The sequence below is a fragment of the Psychromonas sp. genome, assembly GCF_983033635.1.
The window spans coordinates 1-19,323 of sequence record NZ_CEZLMY010000065.1 but is presented as its reverse complement, the minus strand read 5'-3'; the positions used below and the strand labels follow the sequence as shown (position 1 = coordinate 19,323).

The window sequence follows — 19,323 nt, the reverse complement described above, 5'->3', positions numbered from 1 at the left end:
AATCAATAGTGATTATAGGTCGTCACTGTGTTCAGCTAGGAAATTAGCCACACCTTCTGGTGTTGCTTCCATCGCCGCTTTATCTTTTGCCCATTGTGCAGGACAAACTTCACCGTGCTCTTCGTGGAATTGAAGTGCATCAACCATACGCAACATTTCATCGATATTACGACCGAGTGGAAGATCGTTTACTACCTGATGACGTACTAGACCGTTTTTGTCGATTAAGAATGAACCGCGTAATGCAACACCCGCTTCTTCCAGTTCAACATCGTATGCTTTGCAAATTTCATGTTTAACATCTGCAACCAGTGGATACTGAACTGCGCCGATACCACCATCGTTAATAGCGGTGTTACGCCATGCGTTATGCGTGAATTGAGAGTCTATTGAAATACCAATTACTTCCACACCACGCGCCTGGAACTCACCAAAACGTTTGTCGAATGCAATTAACTCAGAAGGACATACAAAAGTGAAATCAAGAGGATAGAAAAAGACAACTACTTCTTTACCTTGAGTAAATTCTTTAAGGTTAAAGCTATCTACGATTTCGCCGTTACCTAGTACTGCTGCTGCTGTAAAATCAGGAGCTTGCTTGCCTACTAATACCATGAGATTTTCCTCTTAATGAATTATAAGTTAATAATATTTTGCTTGCTGCTTACTTCTATAGCATGCGTGAAAGTATAGGTAGAATCGAATTGTTTATACCAATCAGACTGATAGTTTTTTTCTATTGAAATGACGTTTTTTATAGGGGTGACGCGATGAGTTTTCAGCAGAGATTATTGAGCTTAAAGATTACGCCCTGTTTTGGAAAATCTTCTTTATGTTTTTGGTAACAGGCAATAACTACTCCTTATTGCCCGTTAGTATCTTAACTTAAGGATTGCGACCCTGTTTTGAAAGGTCTGCTTTAAGTTATTTATTAAAGGCAATAATTACTCCTTATTGCCCGTTAGTATCTTAACTTAAGGATTGCGACCATATTTTGAAAAGTCAGGTTTACGTTTTTCATTAAATGCATTACGGCCTTCCTGGCCCTCTTCACTCATGTAAAACAGCATAGTGGCATTGCCTGCTAACTCCTGCAAACCGGCTTGCCCGTCGCAATCGGCATTAAGCGCTGCTTTTAAACAACGTAATGCCATCGGGCTGTTTTGCAGTATTTCACGACACCATTTGACAGTCTCTTTTTCTAAATCGGCAAGGGGAACAACGGTATTTACAAGCCCCATATCAACAGCTTCTTGTGCATCATACATGCGGCATAAAAACCATATTTCACGCGCTTTTTTCTGACCGACGATACGAGCCATATAGCTTGCACCCCAGCCACCATCAAATGAACCCACTTTAGGACCTGTTTGACCAAATTGGGCATTGTCAGCTGCGATTGTTAAATCACACATCATATGTAAAACATGACCGCCACCAACTGCGTAACCGGCAACCATTGCAATAATTGGTTTTGGGCAGGTGCGGATTTGTCGTTGAAAATCTAAAACATTAAGGTGATGTCCGCCAACTTCATCTTTGTAACCAGAATCACCACGCACACTTTGATCGCCACCGGAGCAAAAGGCTAACTCCCCCTGACCGGTTAAAATAATTACGCCAATTTTATCATCATAACGCGCATCATTAAGTGCCTGCATCATCTCATTAACTGTTTGCGGACGAAATGCGTTACGCACTTGCGGGCGGTTAATGGTGATTTTGGCAATACCGTCGGCTTTGTTATAAATAATATCAGTGAAGTTTAGTTCACTATTTTCCCAAGTTATAGGCGAATAAAAATCTAAATCAGGCATTTTTCTCTCTTATTTCTTATTAATGAAAAATTATTTGGCAATATGTTGTCTTATAAACTGTGCGTATTGTAGTGGGTTCTGTTGATGGATATTATGACCTACACCATTAAACTCAGTTACCTTAATATTTGTTTGTGTGGATAATTTATCCGCTAAGTTTTTAAATTTTTTATCCTTTTCCCCAAAACAGTAATAAATAGGTAATGGATTGTTTTGCAAACTGTTGCTTTGTAAAAAAGGTAAAGCATCTGTTTGCTTAGTAAGGCTTGTTGCCAATAACATATTGGCTAAGCACACCCCATAATTGTGGCTTCGTTTATTAATCACAACATCTTTTTCTTGGCAGGAAAGATCGCTAAAAACATCTTGTTCATACCATTCATATAAGCTTTCAACAACACTTTGTGTAGCAAAACGTTTTGCCCAATTAAGATCATGTTTGTAGCGTTGATCTTTATCTGCTTGGTTACTTAAGCCTGTATGGCAAGATTCTAAAACGAGGCCTTTTAAATCGCTATCGTTTTGTGTACGAGCATAATCAAGGGCTATGCGTCCACCGAGGGAATAACCAATAAAAGTATATTGCTTAATTTGCAAATCATCTAAGGCACTTCTAATCAAACGGTGGCAGTATTCAAATCCGCCTTGTAAAGGTGGGGAGGTCGGGACTGAATGTCCATGACCAGGTAAATCTAAACTGATGCAATAATAGTTTTCTTTAAGATAGCTGATGGTTTCAGTCCAATCATTAAAATTGCCTAAAAACCCATGTAAAAAAACCAGAGTAGGATTTTCAGCTTTACCTTGTACCTGACTAAAAAGTGGCATCTTTTATCAGCTCTTTGAGTTGTTCAAGTTGAATACTAGTTTGGTCGTTTTTTACACTAATCTCAATTAATGAAACCCTATTTTTTAACGCTGTTTGATAATTTCCTTTAAACTCATCAAGTTGCCTCGGGTTATAATAATCAATAGAAAATTGTCTGCAGCTATCAGAAAACGTTAATCCATGTGGAAGTTGGTAAAATTCCTGTTTTTGCTGTGCCGGCACTGGTAATAAATTAAAGATCGCACCACCATCATTATTAATCACAATAATAATAAAAGGGTGGTTAAGCTGTTTTAATAAAGCCAATGAGTTTAAATCATAAAGAAAAGAGGTATCACCTATTAATAGGGTGGTGACCTGCTGTGCATTTTTGGCAACTCCCACAGCTGTTGCCAGTAAACCATCAATGCCACTTGCGCCACGGTTACTAAAAACAAGCGACTGATTGTTTTTCATAAACATATCGCTTATTCGAATTGGCATACTATTACCAATAAATAGCGGGTTATCAGCAGGAAGTAACTTATCTAAAGCATCAACAATATTGATTTCACAAAACCTATTGTTTGCTAAAAATGGTGTTATGATTTGTTGTGAAATTTGCTGATTATATTGTGTAAGTTTTACTAACCAGTTTTGCTCAATTGTTGGCAATGGGTTTGATTGTGACTTGATCCATTCACAGGCGTTACTGGCAAAACGTTTGTTTAGCTGGTGGTTGGGATCAATGCATTGATTGCCATTTTGAATTAACCAATATTCACCATTAAACTGCGCGACAAATTGCTCTAAGCGTTTAGAGATAAGTTTATCGCCAAATTGTATAATAATATCCGCTTGCGCCAGCTGTGCTTGAAACTCTTTATTTACCAGCAAGAGATCATAATAGAAGAGGTTGTTACCTTGTGCCGTTATTGATGACTGAATATCTGCAAGTAGCGGGTAGTGATTGTTGTTAGCAAATTCAGCAATCGCTTCTGCATGATTTTTATCTTGTAAGCGACCGGCAATGATTAATACTTTTTTACCCGCAAGCTGTGTTTGTGAACTGTTTTTATAACTACTTTCTTGCATAATATAGCTAGTGAAAGGCTCGTTTGCAGTTAACCACTGTTTTACTGGTGATAAATATTCCTGGTAGTTAATGCTGTTTTTTTGCGGATATAAAGGCTCAGGAAAAGCGATATTAAAATGGATCGGCGCAGGGCTGTTTTTCTGCGTAACCAGACCTTGGTTAATGGTCGTTAATAGATAGTTAGGTTTTATCTGCAAAGATGGACTTGGGATTTGCCTGAAAAAAACCGGATAATCAGCAAAAATAGCATGTTGGTCAATCGCCTGGTTGGCACCACAATTAATTAACTCTGGAGGCCTGTCGGCTGATAATATAATCAGTGGAATATTACTCTGTTTGGCTTCAATAACTGCAGGGTAAAGGTTTGCTACCGCACTGCCTGAGGTGGTGATAATTACCACAGGTTTATTACTTGATAAACTAATGCCGAGAGCAAAAAAACCGAGTCCTCGTTCATCAAAGTGAATATGCGTGTTTACCTCTTTATGGCTGGCGGCAGCTAATGTTAAAGGAGTGGAACGTGAACCAGGTGCGATACAAAAGTCATGAATATTATTACGCACTAACTCTTCGACAAAAAGGGAAGCCCATAACAGATTAATGTTAGGGGCGGTTTGAGTAAACGGTGAACTGCTTGTTGATGCTTCTCTCATCTTTATTTACTCTCTTTTAGTCCGATAAAATATCTAAAATAGTATGAATTTTATTATCTAGCTCCTGCCACTCTTGTGCGGCAATCGAGCCGGTGACAATACCTGCACCGGCAAACAGTTTGATTTTATTGTCTGCAATTAAGGCACTGCGAATGGCTACACTAAAGTCACTTTTGTCGGCACGCAAATAACCGACGGCACCTGCATACCAGCCACGTAGATAAGGTTCTTTGTCATTAATAAACTGCAGAGCAGGGTGCTTAGGGCAACCGCCTACTGCCGGGGTCGGGTGAAGTTTATGCAGCAGACTGGCATCAGTTGTCTGTGCATTTAAGGTTGCGTTAATCGGTACGCATAGGTGCTGTACATTTTGCAGCTGCATGACCTGTGCATTTTCACAAGAGACTTGTGCTTTTAACTGCATTAAATTAGAGATTATAAACTCTTGCACCAGATAATTTTCTCTATCAATTTTTTTATCCGTTAACAGGCTTTGTAATAAAAACTCATCTTCGCGCTCATTGCGGCCGCGGTTAATTGTGCCAGCTAACGCTTCAGTTTTAAGTTTCTGTTTTTCCCGACTGAAAAGACGCTCTGGTGAGCAACTGATAAAGGCATGTTTTTCTGAAAACTGTAAACTAAAATGAAAACTATTTGGATTCGCTTGTTGCCATTGAGCGAGCAGATCTAAGTGGTTAACCTTGTTCTGGCAAATTAGCTCAGTTTCACGGGATAAAACAACTTTTGGTAATAACGCTTTATATTCTATTGCCAGTTCCACTAAATCTGCCCACTGTTGCTGATTGGGTAAATCACAGCGGGAAAGAATGTTATTATTAACAGCGGTTAACGCTTGTGGTTTCTGTAATCTATTGACTAAAAGTAAGGTCTCTTGAATCGAGTGCAAGCCATTAAAATGGCAGGTTAGCGTGAGCTTTTGCTTGCTTTGCTTAAATTCCAATGCGGGGCGAATAAAACGCGTCGCGGGAAAATCAGGCCACTGCGCTCCTTGCTGTTGAAAAGCTAATCCGCCAAAATAGCAGGCTTGCTCAGTCGGCTGCGGGATAATATTGCTTTCTTCGATCAGTCCTAAGCAGGCAATGGTTTGTTGTTGTTCTTTATCTTGCCAGTAAATAGCCGGGTAAATAGGAGTGCCGGCAAGAGATTGGCCTTTTAATAAAGCAAGCAGATTAAACTTCGCAACAGGAATAACTAGATTAAAGCTTGGTTTATCACCCTGTTGTTTTGCAAATTGTTGTAATTGCTCGTTAATAAAATTAATCATCGATTTGAAATTTTGCTCTGCTGCAGGCATAGAGTGGTTATATATTTATAGATTCAGGTTTGCTAATGTAGCGCGATTAACACCTTATTCCTAGTTGGAATAGCGCATAATTAAGCATAGTTAGGAAAATTTTGATGAATAAGCTTTCAGTTTGGATAAGCGCATTACGTTTACGTACATTACCCCTTGCTGCCGCTTCGATTATTTTAGCGGCAGGTCTCGCTATACAGGAACAAATTTTTGATCTTGTTATTTTTAGCTTAGCGCTTCTCACCGCCTTGTTATTACAAATATTATCTAACCTTGCTAATGATTATGGAGATGCTGTTTCTGGAGCCGATAACGAAACGCGTGTCGGGCCGAAACGTTCAATGCAGACAGGCTTGATTAGTCAATCCGCTATGAAAATGGCAATAACTTTAACTACTGTTTTATGCTTTATCTCTGGCTTGAGTTTGCTGGTGGTTGCTTTGGGTGATGATCTGCACAGCTGGTTACTGTTTTTGTTATTTGGTTTGCTGGCGATTGTTGCTGCCATTACTTATACCATGGGTAAATTACCTTATGGTTACCGTGCAATGGGGGATCTCGCTGTATTTATCTTCTTTGGCTTATTGGGGGTGATCGGTAGTTATTATCTCTACGCTCAGACCTTTAACTGGTGGTTATTGTTGCCGGCATGCAGTGTCGGAATGCTATCTGTTGCAGTTTTAAATATTAATAATATCCGCGATATGTACAGTGATAAAGCTGCGAATAAAACTACGCTGGTGGTTTTATGGGGTCGTAAATCTGCTTTTATATATCATCTGTTTCTTGTTTTAATGGCTCCATTATTAGCAAGCCTGTATTTATTCAAGCTTGAAAATATTCACAACTGGCAATTTATTTTCTTACTCACTTTAACTCCGTTGCTTAAAAGTTGCTTCTCTTTGTATGCAGCGATCAGCAAAGATCTTCGTGATGGAGAAGCTTTTAATAGAGAATTAAAAAATACAGCCTTATCTACTTTTGTTTTTTCTGTTTTGTTTGCATTGCTATTAATTCCTATCAATTAATAAGACTTTTTTTTGCGAAAATTGACCATTATAAAATGGGCTATTTCCTATTTTGCGTTATTTCGGGCTTTTTTTTTTAAATTAACCAAAATAATGGCGAAAAAAACAACATATTTTCTATTTTTTCTAAATTCTGTGTTCTGTTTAACGGTAAAAATTGTATAATGCGCGGGAATATTGATTTCAATTTTTTACATACAGAGTATAAAAAATGACAGATTTAAGTAAATACAGAAATATTGGTATTTTCGCGCACGTTGATGCGGGTAAAACTACCACAACCGAGCGTATCCTAAAACTTACTGGTCAGATCCACAAAACTGGCGAAGTACATGATGGCGAATCTACAACTGACTTCATGGAACAGGAAGCTGAGCGCGGTATTACTATCCAGTCTGCTGCTGTAACTTGTTTCTGGGACGATCACCGTTTTAACGTTATCGATACTCCTGGACACGTTGACTTCACTGTTGAAGTATACCGTTCTCTTAAAGTACTTGATGGTGGTATCGGTGTATTCTGTGGTTCTGGTGGTGTTGAACCTCAGTCAGAAACTAACTGGCGCTACGCGAATGACTCAAGAGTTGCACGTATTATCTTCGTAAACAAATTAGACCGTATGGGTGCTGATTTTTACCGCGTAGTTAAGCAAACTCAAGACGTTCTTGGTGCAAACCCACTAGTGATGGTTCTTCCTATCGGTATCGAAGATGATTTCGTTGGTGTTGTTGATCTTCTAACTCGTAAAGCATTTGTTTGGGATGACTCTGGTCTTCCTGAAAACTACAAAATCGAAGATATCCCAGCGGATATGGTTGATAAAGTAGAAGAATACCGTGAAATGTTGCTTGAAGAAGCACTAGGTCAAGATGATGATCTACTAGAAGCATACCTTGAAGGCGAAGAGCCATCTCTTGAAGAGATCAAGCGTTGTATCCGTAAAGGTACGCGTACAATGGACTTCTTCCCAACTTACTGTGGTTCTGCTTTCAAAAACAAGGGTGTTCAAAACATTCTTGACGCTGTTGTTGATTACCTACCTTGTCCTACAGATGTTGATCCACAACCTCTTACAGACGAAGAAGGCGAGCCAAATGGTGAATTTGCACTAGTTTCTGCTGATGAAACTTTCAAAGCACTAGCATTCAAAATCACCGATGACCGTTTTGGTTCGCTTACTTTCGTACGTATCTACTCAGGTACTCTTAAGAAAGGCGATACGATCATGAACGCTGCGACAGGTAAAACTGAGCGTGTTGGCCGTATGTGTGAAATGCAGGCAGATGATCGTAACGAACTTACTTCAGCACAAGCGGGTGATATCATCGCTATCGTTGGTATGAAGACTAACGTTCAAACTGGTCACACATTATGTGATCCAAAAGATCCAATCATCCTAGAAGCGATGGTATTCCCTAACCCAGTAATCTCTATCTCAGTTACACCTAAAGATAAAGGTTCAACTGAGAAAATGGGTATTGCTATCGGTAAAATGGTTGCTGAAGATCCAACATTTAAAGTTGAAACTGACATCGACTCAGGTGAAACAATCCTGTCTGGTATGGGTGAGCTTCACTTAGATATCAAAGTAGATATCCTTAAACGTACTTACGGTGTTGACTTAATAGTAGGTGAACCTCAAGTTGCTTACCGTGAAACAATCACTCAAGAAGTTGAAGATTCTTACACGCATAAGAAACAGTCTGGTGGTTCTGGTCAATTCGGTAAAATCGATTACCGTATTAAGCCTGGCGAACCTGGTACTGGCTTTACTTTCAACTCAATCGTTGTTGGTGGTAATGTACCTAAAGAATTCTTCCCGGCTATCGAGAAAGGCTTCAAGAGCATGATGGATACTGGTGTTCTAGCTGGTTTCCCTGTACTTGACGTTGAAATCGAACTTTACGATGGTGGTTTCCACGCCGTGGATTCATCTGCAGTAGCGTTTGAATTAGCAGCTCGTGGTGCATTCCGTCAGTCTATCCCTAAAGCGGGTGCACAACTTCTTGAGCCAATCATGGCTGTAGACGTGTTTACTCCTGATGATCACGTTGGTGATGTTATCGGTGACCTTAGCCGTCGTCGTGGTATGATCGCTGGTCAAGAAGCAGGCGCATCTGGTGTACGTATTAAAGCAGACGTTCCACTTTCAGAAATGTTTGGTTACATCGGTTCTTTACGTACAATGACTTCAGGCCGTGGTCAGTTCTCTATGGAGTTCAAAAACTACATGCCTTGTCCAGGCAGCGTTTCAGATGCTGTTATCGAGAAAGTTAAAGCTGACAAAGCAGCTGCTAAGAAATAATTTCTTTTAAATAAGAAACTATTTTAAAGTTGTTAAACCCTGATGATGAAAGTTATCAGGGTTTTTTTATGTCTTAATTTTATGGAATATTTGGGCGTTTAAATTTAGCTCTCAACAAACAATAACTTCAGGTCGAGGTCAGTTCTCTATGGAGTTCAAAAACGACATGCCTTGTCACTATGCCTCAAAGAACGAGCGTTGCAGAAGCTCTGTTATTGAAAAATAGGCGAGAAAGTGAAAGCTGAAAAAGCTGCTGCTAAGAAATAATATTTCTTAATTAGCTTCTACTTAGGTAGAAATTAACTTTAAGCCCCTGTTATGCAAATAACAGGGGCTTTTTTGTTTTGCTCAATCAAAACTGTAAAGCCATGCTCTGCAGACAGCCCTTATTGGGCTGTATTATCAACCAAAAAAGTAATCTGTATTGTGTTGTTAGACATTTTTATTTTTTCCAAATCCTTTTTTCATAAAGCGCCCACTACTTTTTACCATCAGTTTGCCATCGACATATAACTCACCCTCCACTTTATAAAGTGGAGGGTGAGAGGAAATTATCTTACCTGTAATTAAAATATCATTGTTTATCGGTACTTCATGCAGATAACGAATATTCATATCCGCAGTGACAGCTTCAATATTTTGCTTAAAGAGAGCCTGACACATGCCGCTATCAAGTAGAGCTGATAAAAATCCACCATGTAAAATTCCTTGATAACCTTGCTGATGGATTGTGCCTTTGACTCGCGCCCACACTTGGTGATTGCAACTGCTGTAAAAGTTCAGCTTTAAGCCTAATAGGGCTTGTGTGCCACATAACATGCAACGCTGATGGCTCTGTTGTTTGTCCAGTAAGAGCAAAGAAGAAAATTGAATGTCGGGCTGAACCTCTTGTAATAACTGCATCAATATTTGCTTTTCCGGTTCGTTATTAGCACTCATTGTTTTAGCCCCTTGCGTAACTTTAAAAAAATAGTAATTGGCATATGCCAATTACTTGAGTAGGATAGCATGAGCAAACATAATTGAGAACTTAAAATGAGACCAAAAATAAAGCGCCATATTTGCGCAGATAGTTGCGCTAAATTTAGTCTATTTAAACCAAACGGAGTGCCCGCATCTGAGCTTGTTAAAATTAAAATAGAAGCGGATGAGTTTGAAGCCATTCGCCTAGTCGATATTGATGGATTATCTCAACAAGATGCCGCGCAAAAAATGCAGGTTTCACGACAAACGTTTGCCAACATATTAAAAAAATCACGTCTTAAAATAAGCACTGCGTTGATTAATGGAAACGCATTAGTCTTACCGGAAAAATTAGTTTCATCTGTAGATTAAGGAAAAAACACTATGATTTATGCAATTGCAACAACAGAGAAGCAACTCGCTCACCACTTTTCCAAGGCCGAACAGTTTACTTTTTATAATGAGCAGCAGGAAGTGATTGCTGTGTATAAAAATCCAGCGTTAGCTGTATCAGGTTGTGCAGGAAAAAGGTTATTAATCGAACTGCTGCATAAAAGAGAGTGTGATGTGGTGATTGTCAGAAAAATTGGTGAAAAGACACTTACTAAGTTATTAACTGCCGGCTTTAAAGTTGAACAGGGTAATACACGTAATAGCACTAATGAGTTATTAGAAAATGCGGCTTTACAAAAAAATTCACTGACCAAGCCGGAGCAAGGTGTGAAGAAAAAAACTAGCTGTTGTGGACACCATTAAGAGGAAAAAACAGTGGAATTTATTATTGCCTTTTTAATTTTTTTACTGGTTATTGTCGCTATGGCGGTGGGTGTTGTTTTTGGTCAGAAAGGTATTCAGGGAAGTTGCGGTGGCCTTGCGAGTGTCGGCATCGAGAAAAGCTGTGACTGTGAAACGGTATGTGATGAGCTGCAGATATTGTACCAAATTCAAGAACCGAAAGAGTGAGACTGCTTTATATGATTTAATATATACCCATTCTACTTCAAGATGCTGACCTCTCGACCTGCTGATTTTGCATATTAAGGTAGATTGGGTATATAACATTCAGTTATTCTATTTAACTTCCCTTGTTTTTCTTCTATACTGCCTGCATCTTGTCGGAGCGCCTTCGGGCTGAGACCACTTAATTTAGAAACTTATTTCTAAGTATCAAAGTGGAATCCGTGGAACCTGATTGGGGTAATACCTGCGAAGGGAACAAGGTGAAGGCGCTTTTTATTCTAAGCTCTCGTAATACGCATAAACCTGCATGTTAAGTGAGTTTGATTATATGGCGATCTTTATACTTTCCACTGCATTTTCGACAAGCACTCTTAAAAACTCTTAAATAATTAAGGTAAAGAATGCTATGTCTAATCAAGTAAATTCAAATTTAAAAACAACCAGCCGTAAAGGTTTATCACGTAAAGAATCTCGCCAAGCGGCGCAAGATTATATTCAAAACTTAAATAATGAATCTTATCCAAATTCGGAAAAGATTTTTATCAATGGTGAAATTCATCCGATTAAAGTGGCGATGCGTCAGATTCATCAAGACGATACCTTTGTCGGCGGCAGTGAAGAAAACCCAATCTTTGAAAAAAATGAGCCAATTCCAGTTTATGATGCCTCTGGTCCATATACTGATCCAAACAGTGAAATTGATGTTCATGCCGGTTTGCCTAAATTGCGAGAAGCTTGGATCACTGCCCGTGATGATGTTGAAACATTAGAAAATGTAAGCTCTGATTTTGCTAAAGTACGTTTGGCAGATGACACATTAGATGAGCTGCGTTTTGCAGATTTACCCAAACCGCTTCGCGCTAAAAAAGGTAAATGTGTCAGTCAGATGCACTATGCCCGCCAAGGCATTATTACACCAGAGATGGAATACGTTGCCATTCGTGAAAATATGGGCCGTGACCGCGTAAAATGTGAGGCGTTACATTTCCAGCATGCCGGTCATAGTTTTGGTGCAAATCTACAAGAAAAAATCACTCCTGAATTTGTGCGTAAAGAGGTTGCTGAAGGGCGCGCGATTATCCCTGCAAATATTAACCACCCGGAACTTGAGCCGATGATTATCGGCCGTAACTTCTTGGTGAAAGTAAATTCTAATATCGGCAACTCATCGGTTAGCTCTTCAATTGAAGAGGAAGTTGAAAAGCTAGTTTGGTCAACGCTGTGGGGTGGCGATACGGTAATGGACCTGTCAACTGGTCGTAATATTCATGAAACTCGTGAATGGATTATGCGCAACTCTCCTGTGCCAATCGGCACCGTGCCTATTTATCAGGCGCTTGAAAAAGTAAACGGCGTAGCTGAAAACCTAACGTGGGAAGTATTCCGTGATACGTTAATTGAACAAGCTGAGCAGGGGGTGGATTACTTCACTATTCATGCGGGGCTATTACTGCGTTTTGTACCAATGACGGCAAAACGAGTAACAGGTATTGTGTCCCGCGGCGGTTCGATTATGGCTAAATGGTGTTTATCACATCATAAAGAAAACTTTGCTTATCAGTACTTCCGCGAAATCTGTGAAATCTGTCAGCAGTATGATGTCGCGCTTTCATTAGGTGACGGTTTGCGTCCAGGCTCAATTGCTGATGCAAATGATCTGGCTCAATATTCTGAGCTGGAAATTTTAGGGCAGTTAACTAAAGTTGCCTGGGAGTATGATGTGCAGGTTATCATTGAAGGTCCCGGCCATGTGCCGATGCAGATGATTAAAGAGAATATGGATAAACAGCTGGAAGACTGTTTTGAAGCGCCTTTCTACACATTAGGCCCGCTGACCACAGATATCGCACCAGGTTATGATCATATTACTTCCGGTATCGGCGCTGCTCAAATCGGCTGGTACGGTTGTGCGATGTTATGTTATGTCACACCAAAAGAGCATTTAGGTCTGCCCAATAAAGATGATGTAAAAGTGGGGCTGGTAACTTATAAATTAGCCGCCCATGCTGCCGATTTAGCCAAAGGTCATCCGGGAGCACAAATCCGTGATAATGCATTATCAAAAGCGCGCTTTGAATTCCGCTGGCAGGATCAGTTTAACTTAGGCTTAGATCCGGTTACTGCCCGAGAATATCATGATGAAACCCTGCCGCAAGAGTCGGGCAAAGTCGCGCATTTCTGCTCAATGTGCGGGCCTAAGTTCTGTTCAATGAAAATCACTCAAGATGTTCGTGAGTTTGCCAATAAGTTAGAAAAAGGCGAAATCTCAGTTAAATTACTTGATGAAACTATCACTATGTCAGCAGATAAAGGCATGGCGGAAAAAGCTAAAGAGTTTAATGAGTCTGGTGCAGAGATATATCAGCCGCCAGTCTTACAAGCTGATAAAGCTTAATTAATGCCATTCTAGTTTGTTGTTTAAGCCAGTTTCGGTGTTGAAAGTGCTCATTGATAGCTATCAACTGTGCGCTTTCTGCTTGTATTTTGGCTAAACAGCTTGCTATTCAGTCGTTAAGGATTCAACGTAATTCAAAAATGATTATTTCTTTCTTTAATAAAGTAGGTTGCGAATGAGTAATATTGTTTGGACAATTGCCGGTTCAGATTGTAGCGCTGGTGCGGGGATCCAGGCGGATCTTCATACAATTAAAGCATTAGGCGCGGATGGCTGCAGTGTTATTAGTGCAGTTACCGCGCAAAACTCCTTAACAGTGAGTTTAGTGGAAAGTGTTTCTGAGCAGATGTTTCGCGAACAGCTTGAGCGTTTAGCGAGCGATATGCCTGCTAAGGTTATAAAAATTGGTCTGCTTGCAAGTATTAAACATGTGCAGATTGTTGCTGAAAAATTAGCGGAATTTAAGCAATCATGGCTTGTGGCTCCGTATGTTATTTACGATCCTGTTGCCGTTGCATCGACTGGCGATAATATGGCCGAAGAGGGTATTGTTGAAGTCATTAAAACAGACTTGCTGCCTTATATTGATTTGTTAACACCCAATGCGAATGAAGTGCTTGCGTTATCCGGCCATGTCTTAATTAGTGGCGAATCATTAAAGCCGGCAGCTGAAAAGTTAATCTCTATGGGCTGTAAAAGCGTGTTGATTAAAGGCGGTCATTTTCAGTTGGTGGATCAAATCGCGCTTGATTATTGGACCGATGGCAGACGCGAAATTGCGTTAAGCAGTGAGCGGTTAAGCAATGTACATAGTCATGGCAGCGGCTGCACATTAGCCAGTGCGATTGCAGCCACTATAGCATTAGATTATTTTATTGAAGATGCATTAGTGATTGCTAAAGCGTATCTAAACCAAGGATTAAAAGCCGCAAAACAGCTTGGTAAAGGTGAAGGTGCAATAGCACATTCAGGCTGGCCAACTAATAAAGCGGATTTCCCTGATGTGGTCTTACCTGAGTCGAAAATTGGTTATGAATTAGATCTTGCCGGCAGATTAGAAGCGGGACCGGGTTTTGCCTCTTGCGATACGCTGCAACTCGGACTATACCCTGTTTTAGATAGTGTTTCGTTAATAGAAAAAGTGCTGAAATTGGGCGTGAAAACCCTGCAGCTACGCATTAAAGATAAACAGAGCGAGCAAGTTGAACAGCAGATTATTGATGCGATTGCATTAGGTAAAAAATACCAGGCGCGTTTATTTATCAATGATTACTGGCAATTGGCAATTAAACATCAGGCATACGGTGTGCATCTTGGTCAGGAAGATATGGATCTTGCCGATCTGCCAATGATTGCTGATGCTGGGTTGCGTTTAGGCCTAAGCACGCACGGTTATTATGAGATGTTACGTGCTAAGCAGTTAAGACCAAGTTATATCGCATTGGGCCATATTTTTGAAACACAAACCAAAGAGATGCCGTCAGATCCGCAAGGGTTAACACGTTTGGCGAAATACGCACAACTGCTGTCAGATATTCCTACGGTTGCGATTGGCGGGATTAATCTGCAGCGCGCACCTGCCGTTTGGGCAACGGGGATTGGCAGTATTGCGGTTGTTACTGCAATTACCCTTAGCGACGATCCGCAAGCGGTGATTGAATCGTTTAATCAAATAATGGAAAAGTGAAAGCTGACAAATCGCACTTATATGGAGGTAAACCATGCTCAGTGATGCAGAAATGTTACGTTACAGTCGCCATCTGTTATTAGAAGATGTCGGTGAATTAGGACAAAAAGATCTTAAAGATGGCAAAGTACTAATTATTGGTATGGGGGGGTTAGGCTCTCCTGCTGCTATGTATTTAGCGGGTGCCGGTGTCGGTTCTCTAGTCTTATCTGATTTTGATTGTCTTGAAGTGAGTAATTTACAGCGTCAAATTGGTTATCAGACGGGCGACATTGGCGCTGATAAAGTGGAGTTAATGAAACACCGCTTAGAGATGATTAACCCGGAAATAAGAGTTCGCAGTATTAATGTTGAAATGGACGAAGCGCAGCTTTTGATGGAGCTGATGATGGTTAATTTAGTGCTTGATTGTACCGATAATATGGATAGTCGGCAGATGATTAATGCAGCTTGTGTTAAAGCAAAAGTGCCTTTAATTGTGGGTGCGGCAATTCGTCTGGAAGGGCAGTTGATGTTTTTTGACAACCGTCAGGCAGACTCTGCCTGTTATCACTGTTTATTTCCTAACAGTGAAGAGCAAACCCTTAATTGTAGTAATTCAGGTGTACTTGGACCCGTTGTTGGCACCATTGGTACTATGCAGGCGTTGGAAGCGATTAAACATATTGTTGGTTTACCTTCCGGTGTTAAAAACAGATTGAAACTCTTTGATGGTAAAACGCTTGACTGGCAGACTTTTGTTATCAATAAAGATCCTAATTGCACAGTGTGTGGACAAAACCGATGAATGTAATAGTAAATGAGAGCCCTGTTGAAATCGCAGAGAACAGCACGGTTGAGCAGTTGCTCAACCACTTGGATAAACCACTAAAAGGCTGTGCTCTTGCTGTTAATCAGAGCATTATTAGCCGCTCCAAATGGTCTGAATATAAACTTCGAGAGGGTGATCAAATATCCCTTTTCCAAGCGATAGCTGGAGGTTAATAATGCTATTTAATGAAATGATTGATAACGATCAGTTGGTTATTGCCGACAAGACATTTACATCCCGCCTGTTTACGGGCACAGGCAAATTTAACGATCAACAAACCATGATTGATGCCTTGCAGGCTTCGCAGTCACAGCTGGTAACGATGGCGTTGAAACGCGTTGATATGCAGCATAAAGATGATGATATTCTCGCACCGTTAATTAAAAATGGTATGAATTTACTGCCCAATACTTCGGGTGCCCGTAATGCTAAAGAAGCTATTTTTGCGGCGCAACTCGCGCGTGAAGCACTGCAGACCAATTGGGTTAAATTAGAAATCCACCCGGATCCTAAATATTTACTGCCCGATCCTATCGAAACATTAAAAGCTGCCGAAGCGCTTGCTAATGATGGTTTTGTTGTGCTTCCTTATGTGCATGCCGATCCTGTTTTATGCAAACATTTAGAAGCTGCAGGTTGCGCGGCTGTGATGCCGCTAGGTGCGCCAATCGGCTCAAATAAAGGCATTAAAACCCGCGATTTTTTAGAGATTATTATAGAGCAGGCCAATATCCCTGTGGTGGTTGATGCGGGGATCGGCAGTCCTTCTCATGCAGCGCTTGCCATGGAGATGGGGGCTGATGCGGTGCTGGTGAATACTGCGATGGCGGTAGCCGGAAATCCAGTTGCTATGAGTGAAGCGTTTGCCAAAGCAGTACAAGCAGGGCGTCAAGCATATCTTTCTGGTTTAGCAGGGCAATCTAATCGTGCCATTGCATCAAGTCCGCTGACAGCTTTTTTAGAAGCGGGAAAATAGGATGACTTTTAGCGCGCAGATTAAAAACTATCAGTGGGATGATATTCGTCTTTCTATCTATAGCAAAAATGATAATGATGTCAGGCGTGCTCTGGCTAAATCCCGCTTAGATTTAGAAGATTTTAAAGCGTTAATTTCTCCCGCTGCAGAGCCTTTTTTAGAGCAGATGGCACAAAAATCTCAGCAACTCACCTTGCAGCGATTTGGTAAAACGCAGCAGTTTTATATCCCGCTGTATCTTTCCAATATGTGCAGTAATATTTGCACATATTGTGGATTTTCAATGCACAATAAAATCCGCCGTACCACCTTGGATATGCAGCAGATTGAAGAGGAGTGTGTCGCGATAAAAAAGATGGGCTTTGACCATATTTTATTAGTGACGGGGGAATCTGAACGAAAAGTGGGTCTTGAATATTTTAAGCAGGCACTGCCGGTTATTAAAAAATACTTTTCACATATCACCATTGAAGTACAGCCGCTAGAGCAAGCTGAATATGAAGTGTTGATCGGTTATGGTGTCGATTCGGTACTGGTTTATCAAGAGACTTATCATTCCGTTACCTATGCACAGCATCATCTTAAAGGTAAAAAATCCAACTTCAATTACCGCCTTGATACACATGACCGGCTTGGTAAAGCGGGCATTCATAAAATGGGACTGGGCTGTTTAATTGGACTGGAAGAGTGGCGTACAGACTGTTTTTATGTCGCCGCACATCTCAATTATTTAGAGAAAAAGTATTGGCAAAGCCGTTATACTATCTCCTTTCCACGTCTGCGCCCTTGTGAAGGCGGTATGGAAATCAAGTCGGAAATGAATGATAAACAGTTAGTACAACTGATATGTGCTTATCGTTTGTTTAATCCTGAAGTTGAATTATCATTGTCTACGCGAGAATCTGAGGTTTTTAGAAATAATGTTTTACCCTTAGGTATTACTACATTAAGTGCAGGCTCAAGTACGCAACCGGGTGGCTACTCGCAGCAATCTGAAAAGGCCCTTGAGCAGTTTGAAATTTCTGATGATCGTTCGCCAGCTGAGATGGCCGAATTAGTTAAAGCGCAAGGTTATGAGGTGGTCTGGAAAGATTGGGATCATAGTCTGACCGGCAAATAATTTTTCAAAGAGAGTCTATATGTCTGATCATGAGTTTGAAGAAGAGCAGGAAATTTATGCAACCCTAGTGGAAATAAATCACCAACCGACAGAGTTGTATAAAATATTGAAGTTTGAAAATTTGGTGTCAGGCGGCGGAGAAGCCAAACAGGTGATCAGTGACGGTTATGTGTATCTTAATGGTGAGCTTGAAACACGTAAGCGTAAAAAAGTGTATGCAGGAGATCTGGTTAGTTTTAACAATCAGCATTTTCAAATCGCCTTAAAAGGTGAAACGCAACAGTACGAGTTTGTCGAAGAGGTGCAGGAGCATCAACAAGACCCTGTTGATTATACACCTAAAAACTCTTTGCCTGAAAATAGGGCACCTGAAAAAAAACAAGCCAGTGCAGGTAAGCAGGAAAAAAGTGCAGGAAAAGTTAAAAAATCGCGTAAACCGATTAGCTTTTAATAGCTTTTAATAGCTTTAATTTCGCTGTGATTTTCTATCAATATTTTTATACAGAGAGCATTTTTAATAAATTTAGCTCTCTGTTGTTTACCACTCTGCTACTATTACGTCTCTTTATTAACCTCCTACAGGTCAAAATCATGAAAAAAATTATTACAGTTATATTATCTCTATTTATTAGTGTAAGTGCTTGTGCAGGTTCCTTGTCAATTCCTAAAGAGTTTGAGTTTCTTGCTCTAAACGGTAAGGAGGTTGAAAACTCACTGTTTAGTAAAAATACCCGCTTAACACTTGAACCAGGTCCGCAGAAAATAGCTGTGTTATATAAAAATACAGTAAGGGATGAGATCGGTAACGGTTCAACAAGAGTGACTTCAGAGCCGATTATTATCTCTTTATTAGCGCAACAGGGACAAAATTACCAAATTAGCAGTGCATATAAAATAAAGAGTGTCTCTGATGCACAAGCGTTTATAAAAGATCCGCAGATCCATGTAAAAAATGAACAGGGTGAGCTTGCGAGTTTTACAATGCATCAGGCTAAAATGGATGATCGGGGTGTATTAGGAAACATGATTAAAAAGAAAGAAAAGAATCTGCAAACTGTCGCATTACTGGAAACAACGGCAAAGACAGATAATGACGGCAAGGAAAATATTCCAGATAAAATGCTGCACCATTGGTGGGAGCAGGCTGATCCACAAACGCAAAAACAATTTGTTAGTTGGGCAATTAAGCAAATCAAGTAATTGATTATTTAATCTGTAACTTGACTTGTTTTGCATACCTTGCGGGTGAGTAATTTGTGTTTTTTGTTAATAAAGTTGGGTGTTTGTTATAAAAAAACATCATTTTCACTTACTATTTCGTTTTTTATATTCCTATCTGATTTTTTTTTTGCTAGTGTCCGGTCAAAGGCATTATAAATTGTTTAAAGT

19 protein-coding genes and 1 riboswitch are annotated in these 19,323 nt (G+C 40.1%); of the genes, 13 read left to right on the top strand and 6 right to left on the bottom strand.

The features are described 5' to 3' along the window. Positions 1–12: 12 nt before the first annotated feature. From AC4GME_RS10305 to AC4GME_RS10285, 5 genes are all read right to left on the bottom strand, one after another. Positions 13–615 carry a peroxiredoxin C gene (locus AC4GME_RS10305; protein ID WP_490376698.1) on the bottom strand — a complete coding sequence of 201 codons (603 nt, stop codon included), beginning with the start codon at positions 613–615 and terminating at the stop codon, positions 13–15. A gap of 359 nt (positions 616–974) precedes the next feature. Continuing rightward, positions 975–1,817: a 1,4-dihydroxy-2-naphthoyl-CoA synthase gene (gene menB, locus AC4GME_RS10300; protein WP_490376697.1), complete on the bottom strand. Its 843-nt coding sequence runs from the start codon at positions 1,815–1,817 to the stop codon at positions 975–977. Positions 1,818–1,847: 30 nt separating this feature from the next. Beyond that, positions 1,848–2,645 carry a 2-succinyl-6-hydroxy-2,4-cyclohexadiene-1-carboxylate synthase gene (menH, locus tag AC4GME_RS10295; protein ID WP_490376696.1) on the bottom strand — a complete coding sequence of 266 codons (798 nt, stop codon included), beginning with the start codon at positions 2,643–2,645 and terminating at the stop codon, positions 1,848–1,850. After that, entirely contained in the window at positions 2,632–4,374 is a 1,743-nt protein-coding gene (gene menD, locus AC4GME_RS10290) for a 2-succinyl-5-enolpyruvyl-6-hydroxy-3-cyclohexene-1-carboxylic-acid synthase (RefSeq protein WP_490376695.1), read from the bottom strand. Before menD ends, menH begins: the two co-directional genes overlap by 14 nt. A gap of 16 nt (positions 4,375–4,390) precedes the next feature. Then, positions 4,391–5,659, bottom strand: coding sequence for an isochorismate synthase (locus AC4GME_RS10285; RefSeq protein ID WP_490379345.1), 1,269 nt, complete (start codon positions 5,657–5,659; stop codon positions 4,391–4,393). A 134-nt stretch (positions 5,660–5,793) separates the two neighbouring features. Here AC4GME_RS10285 and menA point away from each other — a divergent pair, with 134 nt between their 5' ends. Both menA and fusA read left to right on the top strand, forming a co-directional pair. Next, positions 5,794–6,717, top strand: coding sequence for a 1,4-dihydroxy-2-naphthoate octaprenyltransferase (gene menA, locus AC4GME_RS10280; RefSeq protein WP_490379344.1), 924 nt, complete (start codon positions 5,794–5,796; stop codon positions 6,715–6,717). A 211-nt stretch (positions 6,718–6,928) separates the two neighbouring features. Further along, complete coding sequence (fusA, locus tag AC4GME_RS10275; protein WP_490379343.1) at positions 6,929–9,022, top strand: elongation factor G; 2,094 nt, start codon at positions 6,929–6,931, stop codon at positions 9,020–9,022. A gap of 432 nt (positions 9,023–9,454) precedes the next feature. Here the strand turns inward: fusA and AC4GME_RS10270 are convergent, their stop codons facing one another. Next, positions 9,455–9,961, bottom strand: coding sequence for a PaaI family thioesterase (locus AC4GME_RS10270; RefSeq protein ID WP_490377499.1), 507 nt, complete (start codon positions 9,959–9,961; stop codon positions 9,455–9,457). A gap of 96 nt (positions 9,962–10,057) precedes the next feature. On the opposite strand from AC4GME_RS10270, the gene AC4GME_RS10265 reads away from it, so the two are divergent. From AC4GME_RS10265 to AC4GME_RS10215, 11 genes are all read left to right on the top strand, one after another. Beyond that, positions 10,058–10,357, top strand: a complete 300-nt coding sequence (locus AC4GME_RS10265; protein ID WP_490377498.1) for a DUF134 domain-containing protein — start codon at positions 10,058–10,060, stop codon at positions 10,355–10,357. A 12-nt stretch (positions 10,358–10,369) separates the two neighbouring features. Then, positions 10,370–10,741 carry a NifB/NifX family molybdenum-iron cluster-binding protein gene (locus AC4GME_RS10260; protein WP_490377497.1) on the top strand — a complete coding sequence of 124 codons (372 nt, stop codon included), beginning with the start codon at positions 10,370–10,372 and terminating at the stop codon, positions 10,739–10,741. Between the two features lie 12 nt (positions 10,742–10,753). Then, positions 10,754–10,948 (top strand): (Na+)-NQR maturation NqrM, encoded by a 195-nt coding sequence (gene nqrM, locus AC4GME_RS10255; RefSeq protein WP_490377496.1) that lies wholly within the window; start codon positions 10,754–10,756, stop codon positions 10,946–10,948. Positions 10,949–11,091: 143 nt separating this feature from the next. Beyond that, a riboswitch (TPP riboswitch) is annotated at positions 11,092–11,217 on the top strand. Positions 11,218–11,351: 134 nt separating this feature from the next. Next, complete coding sequence (thiC, locus tag AC4GME_RS10250) at positions 11,352–13,340, top strand: phosphomethylpyrimidine synthase ThiC (RefSeq protein WP_490379342.1); 1,989 nt, start codon at positions 11,352–11,354, stop codon at positions 13,338–13,340. 175 nt (positions 13,341–13,515) lie between these two features. Next, the gene (thiE, locus tag AC4GME_RS10245; protein WP_490379341.1) at positions 13,516–15,027 is read left to right on the top strand and encodes a thiamine phosphate synthase; all 1,512 of its coding nucleotides are present in this window, start codon (positions 13,516–13,518) and stop codon (positions 15,025–15,027) included. A 34-nt stretch (positions 15,028–15,061) separates the two neighbouring features. Continuing rightward, entirely contained in the window at positions 15,062–15,814 is a 753-nt protein-coding gene (locus AC4GME_RS10240) for a HesA/MoeB/ThiF family protein (RefSeq protein WP_490377493.1), read from the top strand. Further along, on the top strand, positions 15,811–16,011 hold the full coding sequence (gene thiS / locus AC4GME_RS10235; RefSeq protein WP_490377492.1) for a sulfur carrier protein ThiS: 201 nt from the start codon (positions 15,811–15,813) through the stop codon (positions 16,009–16,011). Before AC4GME_RS10240 ends, thiS begins: the two co-directional genes overlap by 4 nt. 2 nt (positions 16,012–16,013) lie before the next feature. Further along, positions 16,014–16,814, top strand: a complete 801-nt coding sequence (locus AC4GME_RS10230; protein WP_490377491.1) for a thiazole synthase — start codon at positions 16,014–16,016, stop codon at positions 16,812–16,814. 1 nt (position 16,815) lies between these two features. Beyond that, positions 16,816–17,934 carry a 2-iminoacetate synthase ThiH gene (gene thiH, locus AC4GME_RS10225; RefSeq protein WP_490377490.1) on the top strand — a complete coding sequence of 373 codons (1,119 nt, stop codon included), beginning with the start codon at positions 16,816–16,818 and terminating at the stop codon, positions 17,932–17,934. Positions 17,935–17,953: 19 nt separating this feature from the next. After that, entirely contained in the window at positions 17,954–18,385 is a 432-nt protein-coding gene (locus AC4GME_RS10220; protein ID WP_490377489.1) for an RNA-binding S4 domain-containing protein, read from the top strand. A gap of 140 nt (positions 18,386–18,525) precedes the next feature. Further along, positions 18,526–19,134, top strand: coding sequence for a YccT family protein (locus AC4GME_RS10215; RefSeq protein WP_490377488.1), 609 nt, complete (start codon positions 18,526–18,528; stop codon positions 19,132–19,134). Positions 19,135–19,323 lie beyond the last annotated feature (189 nt).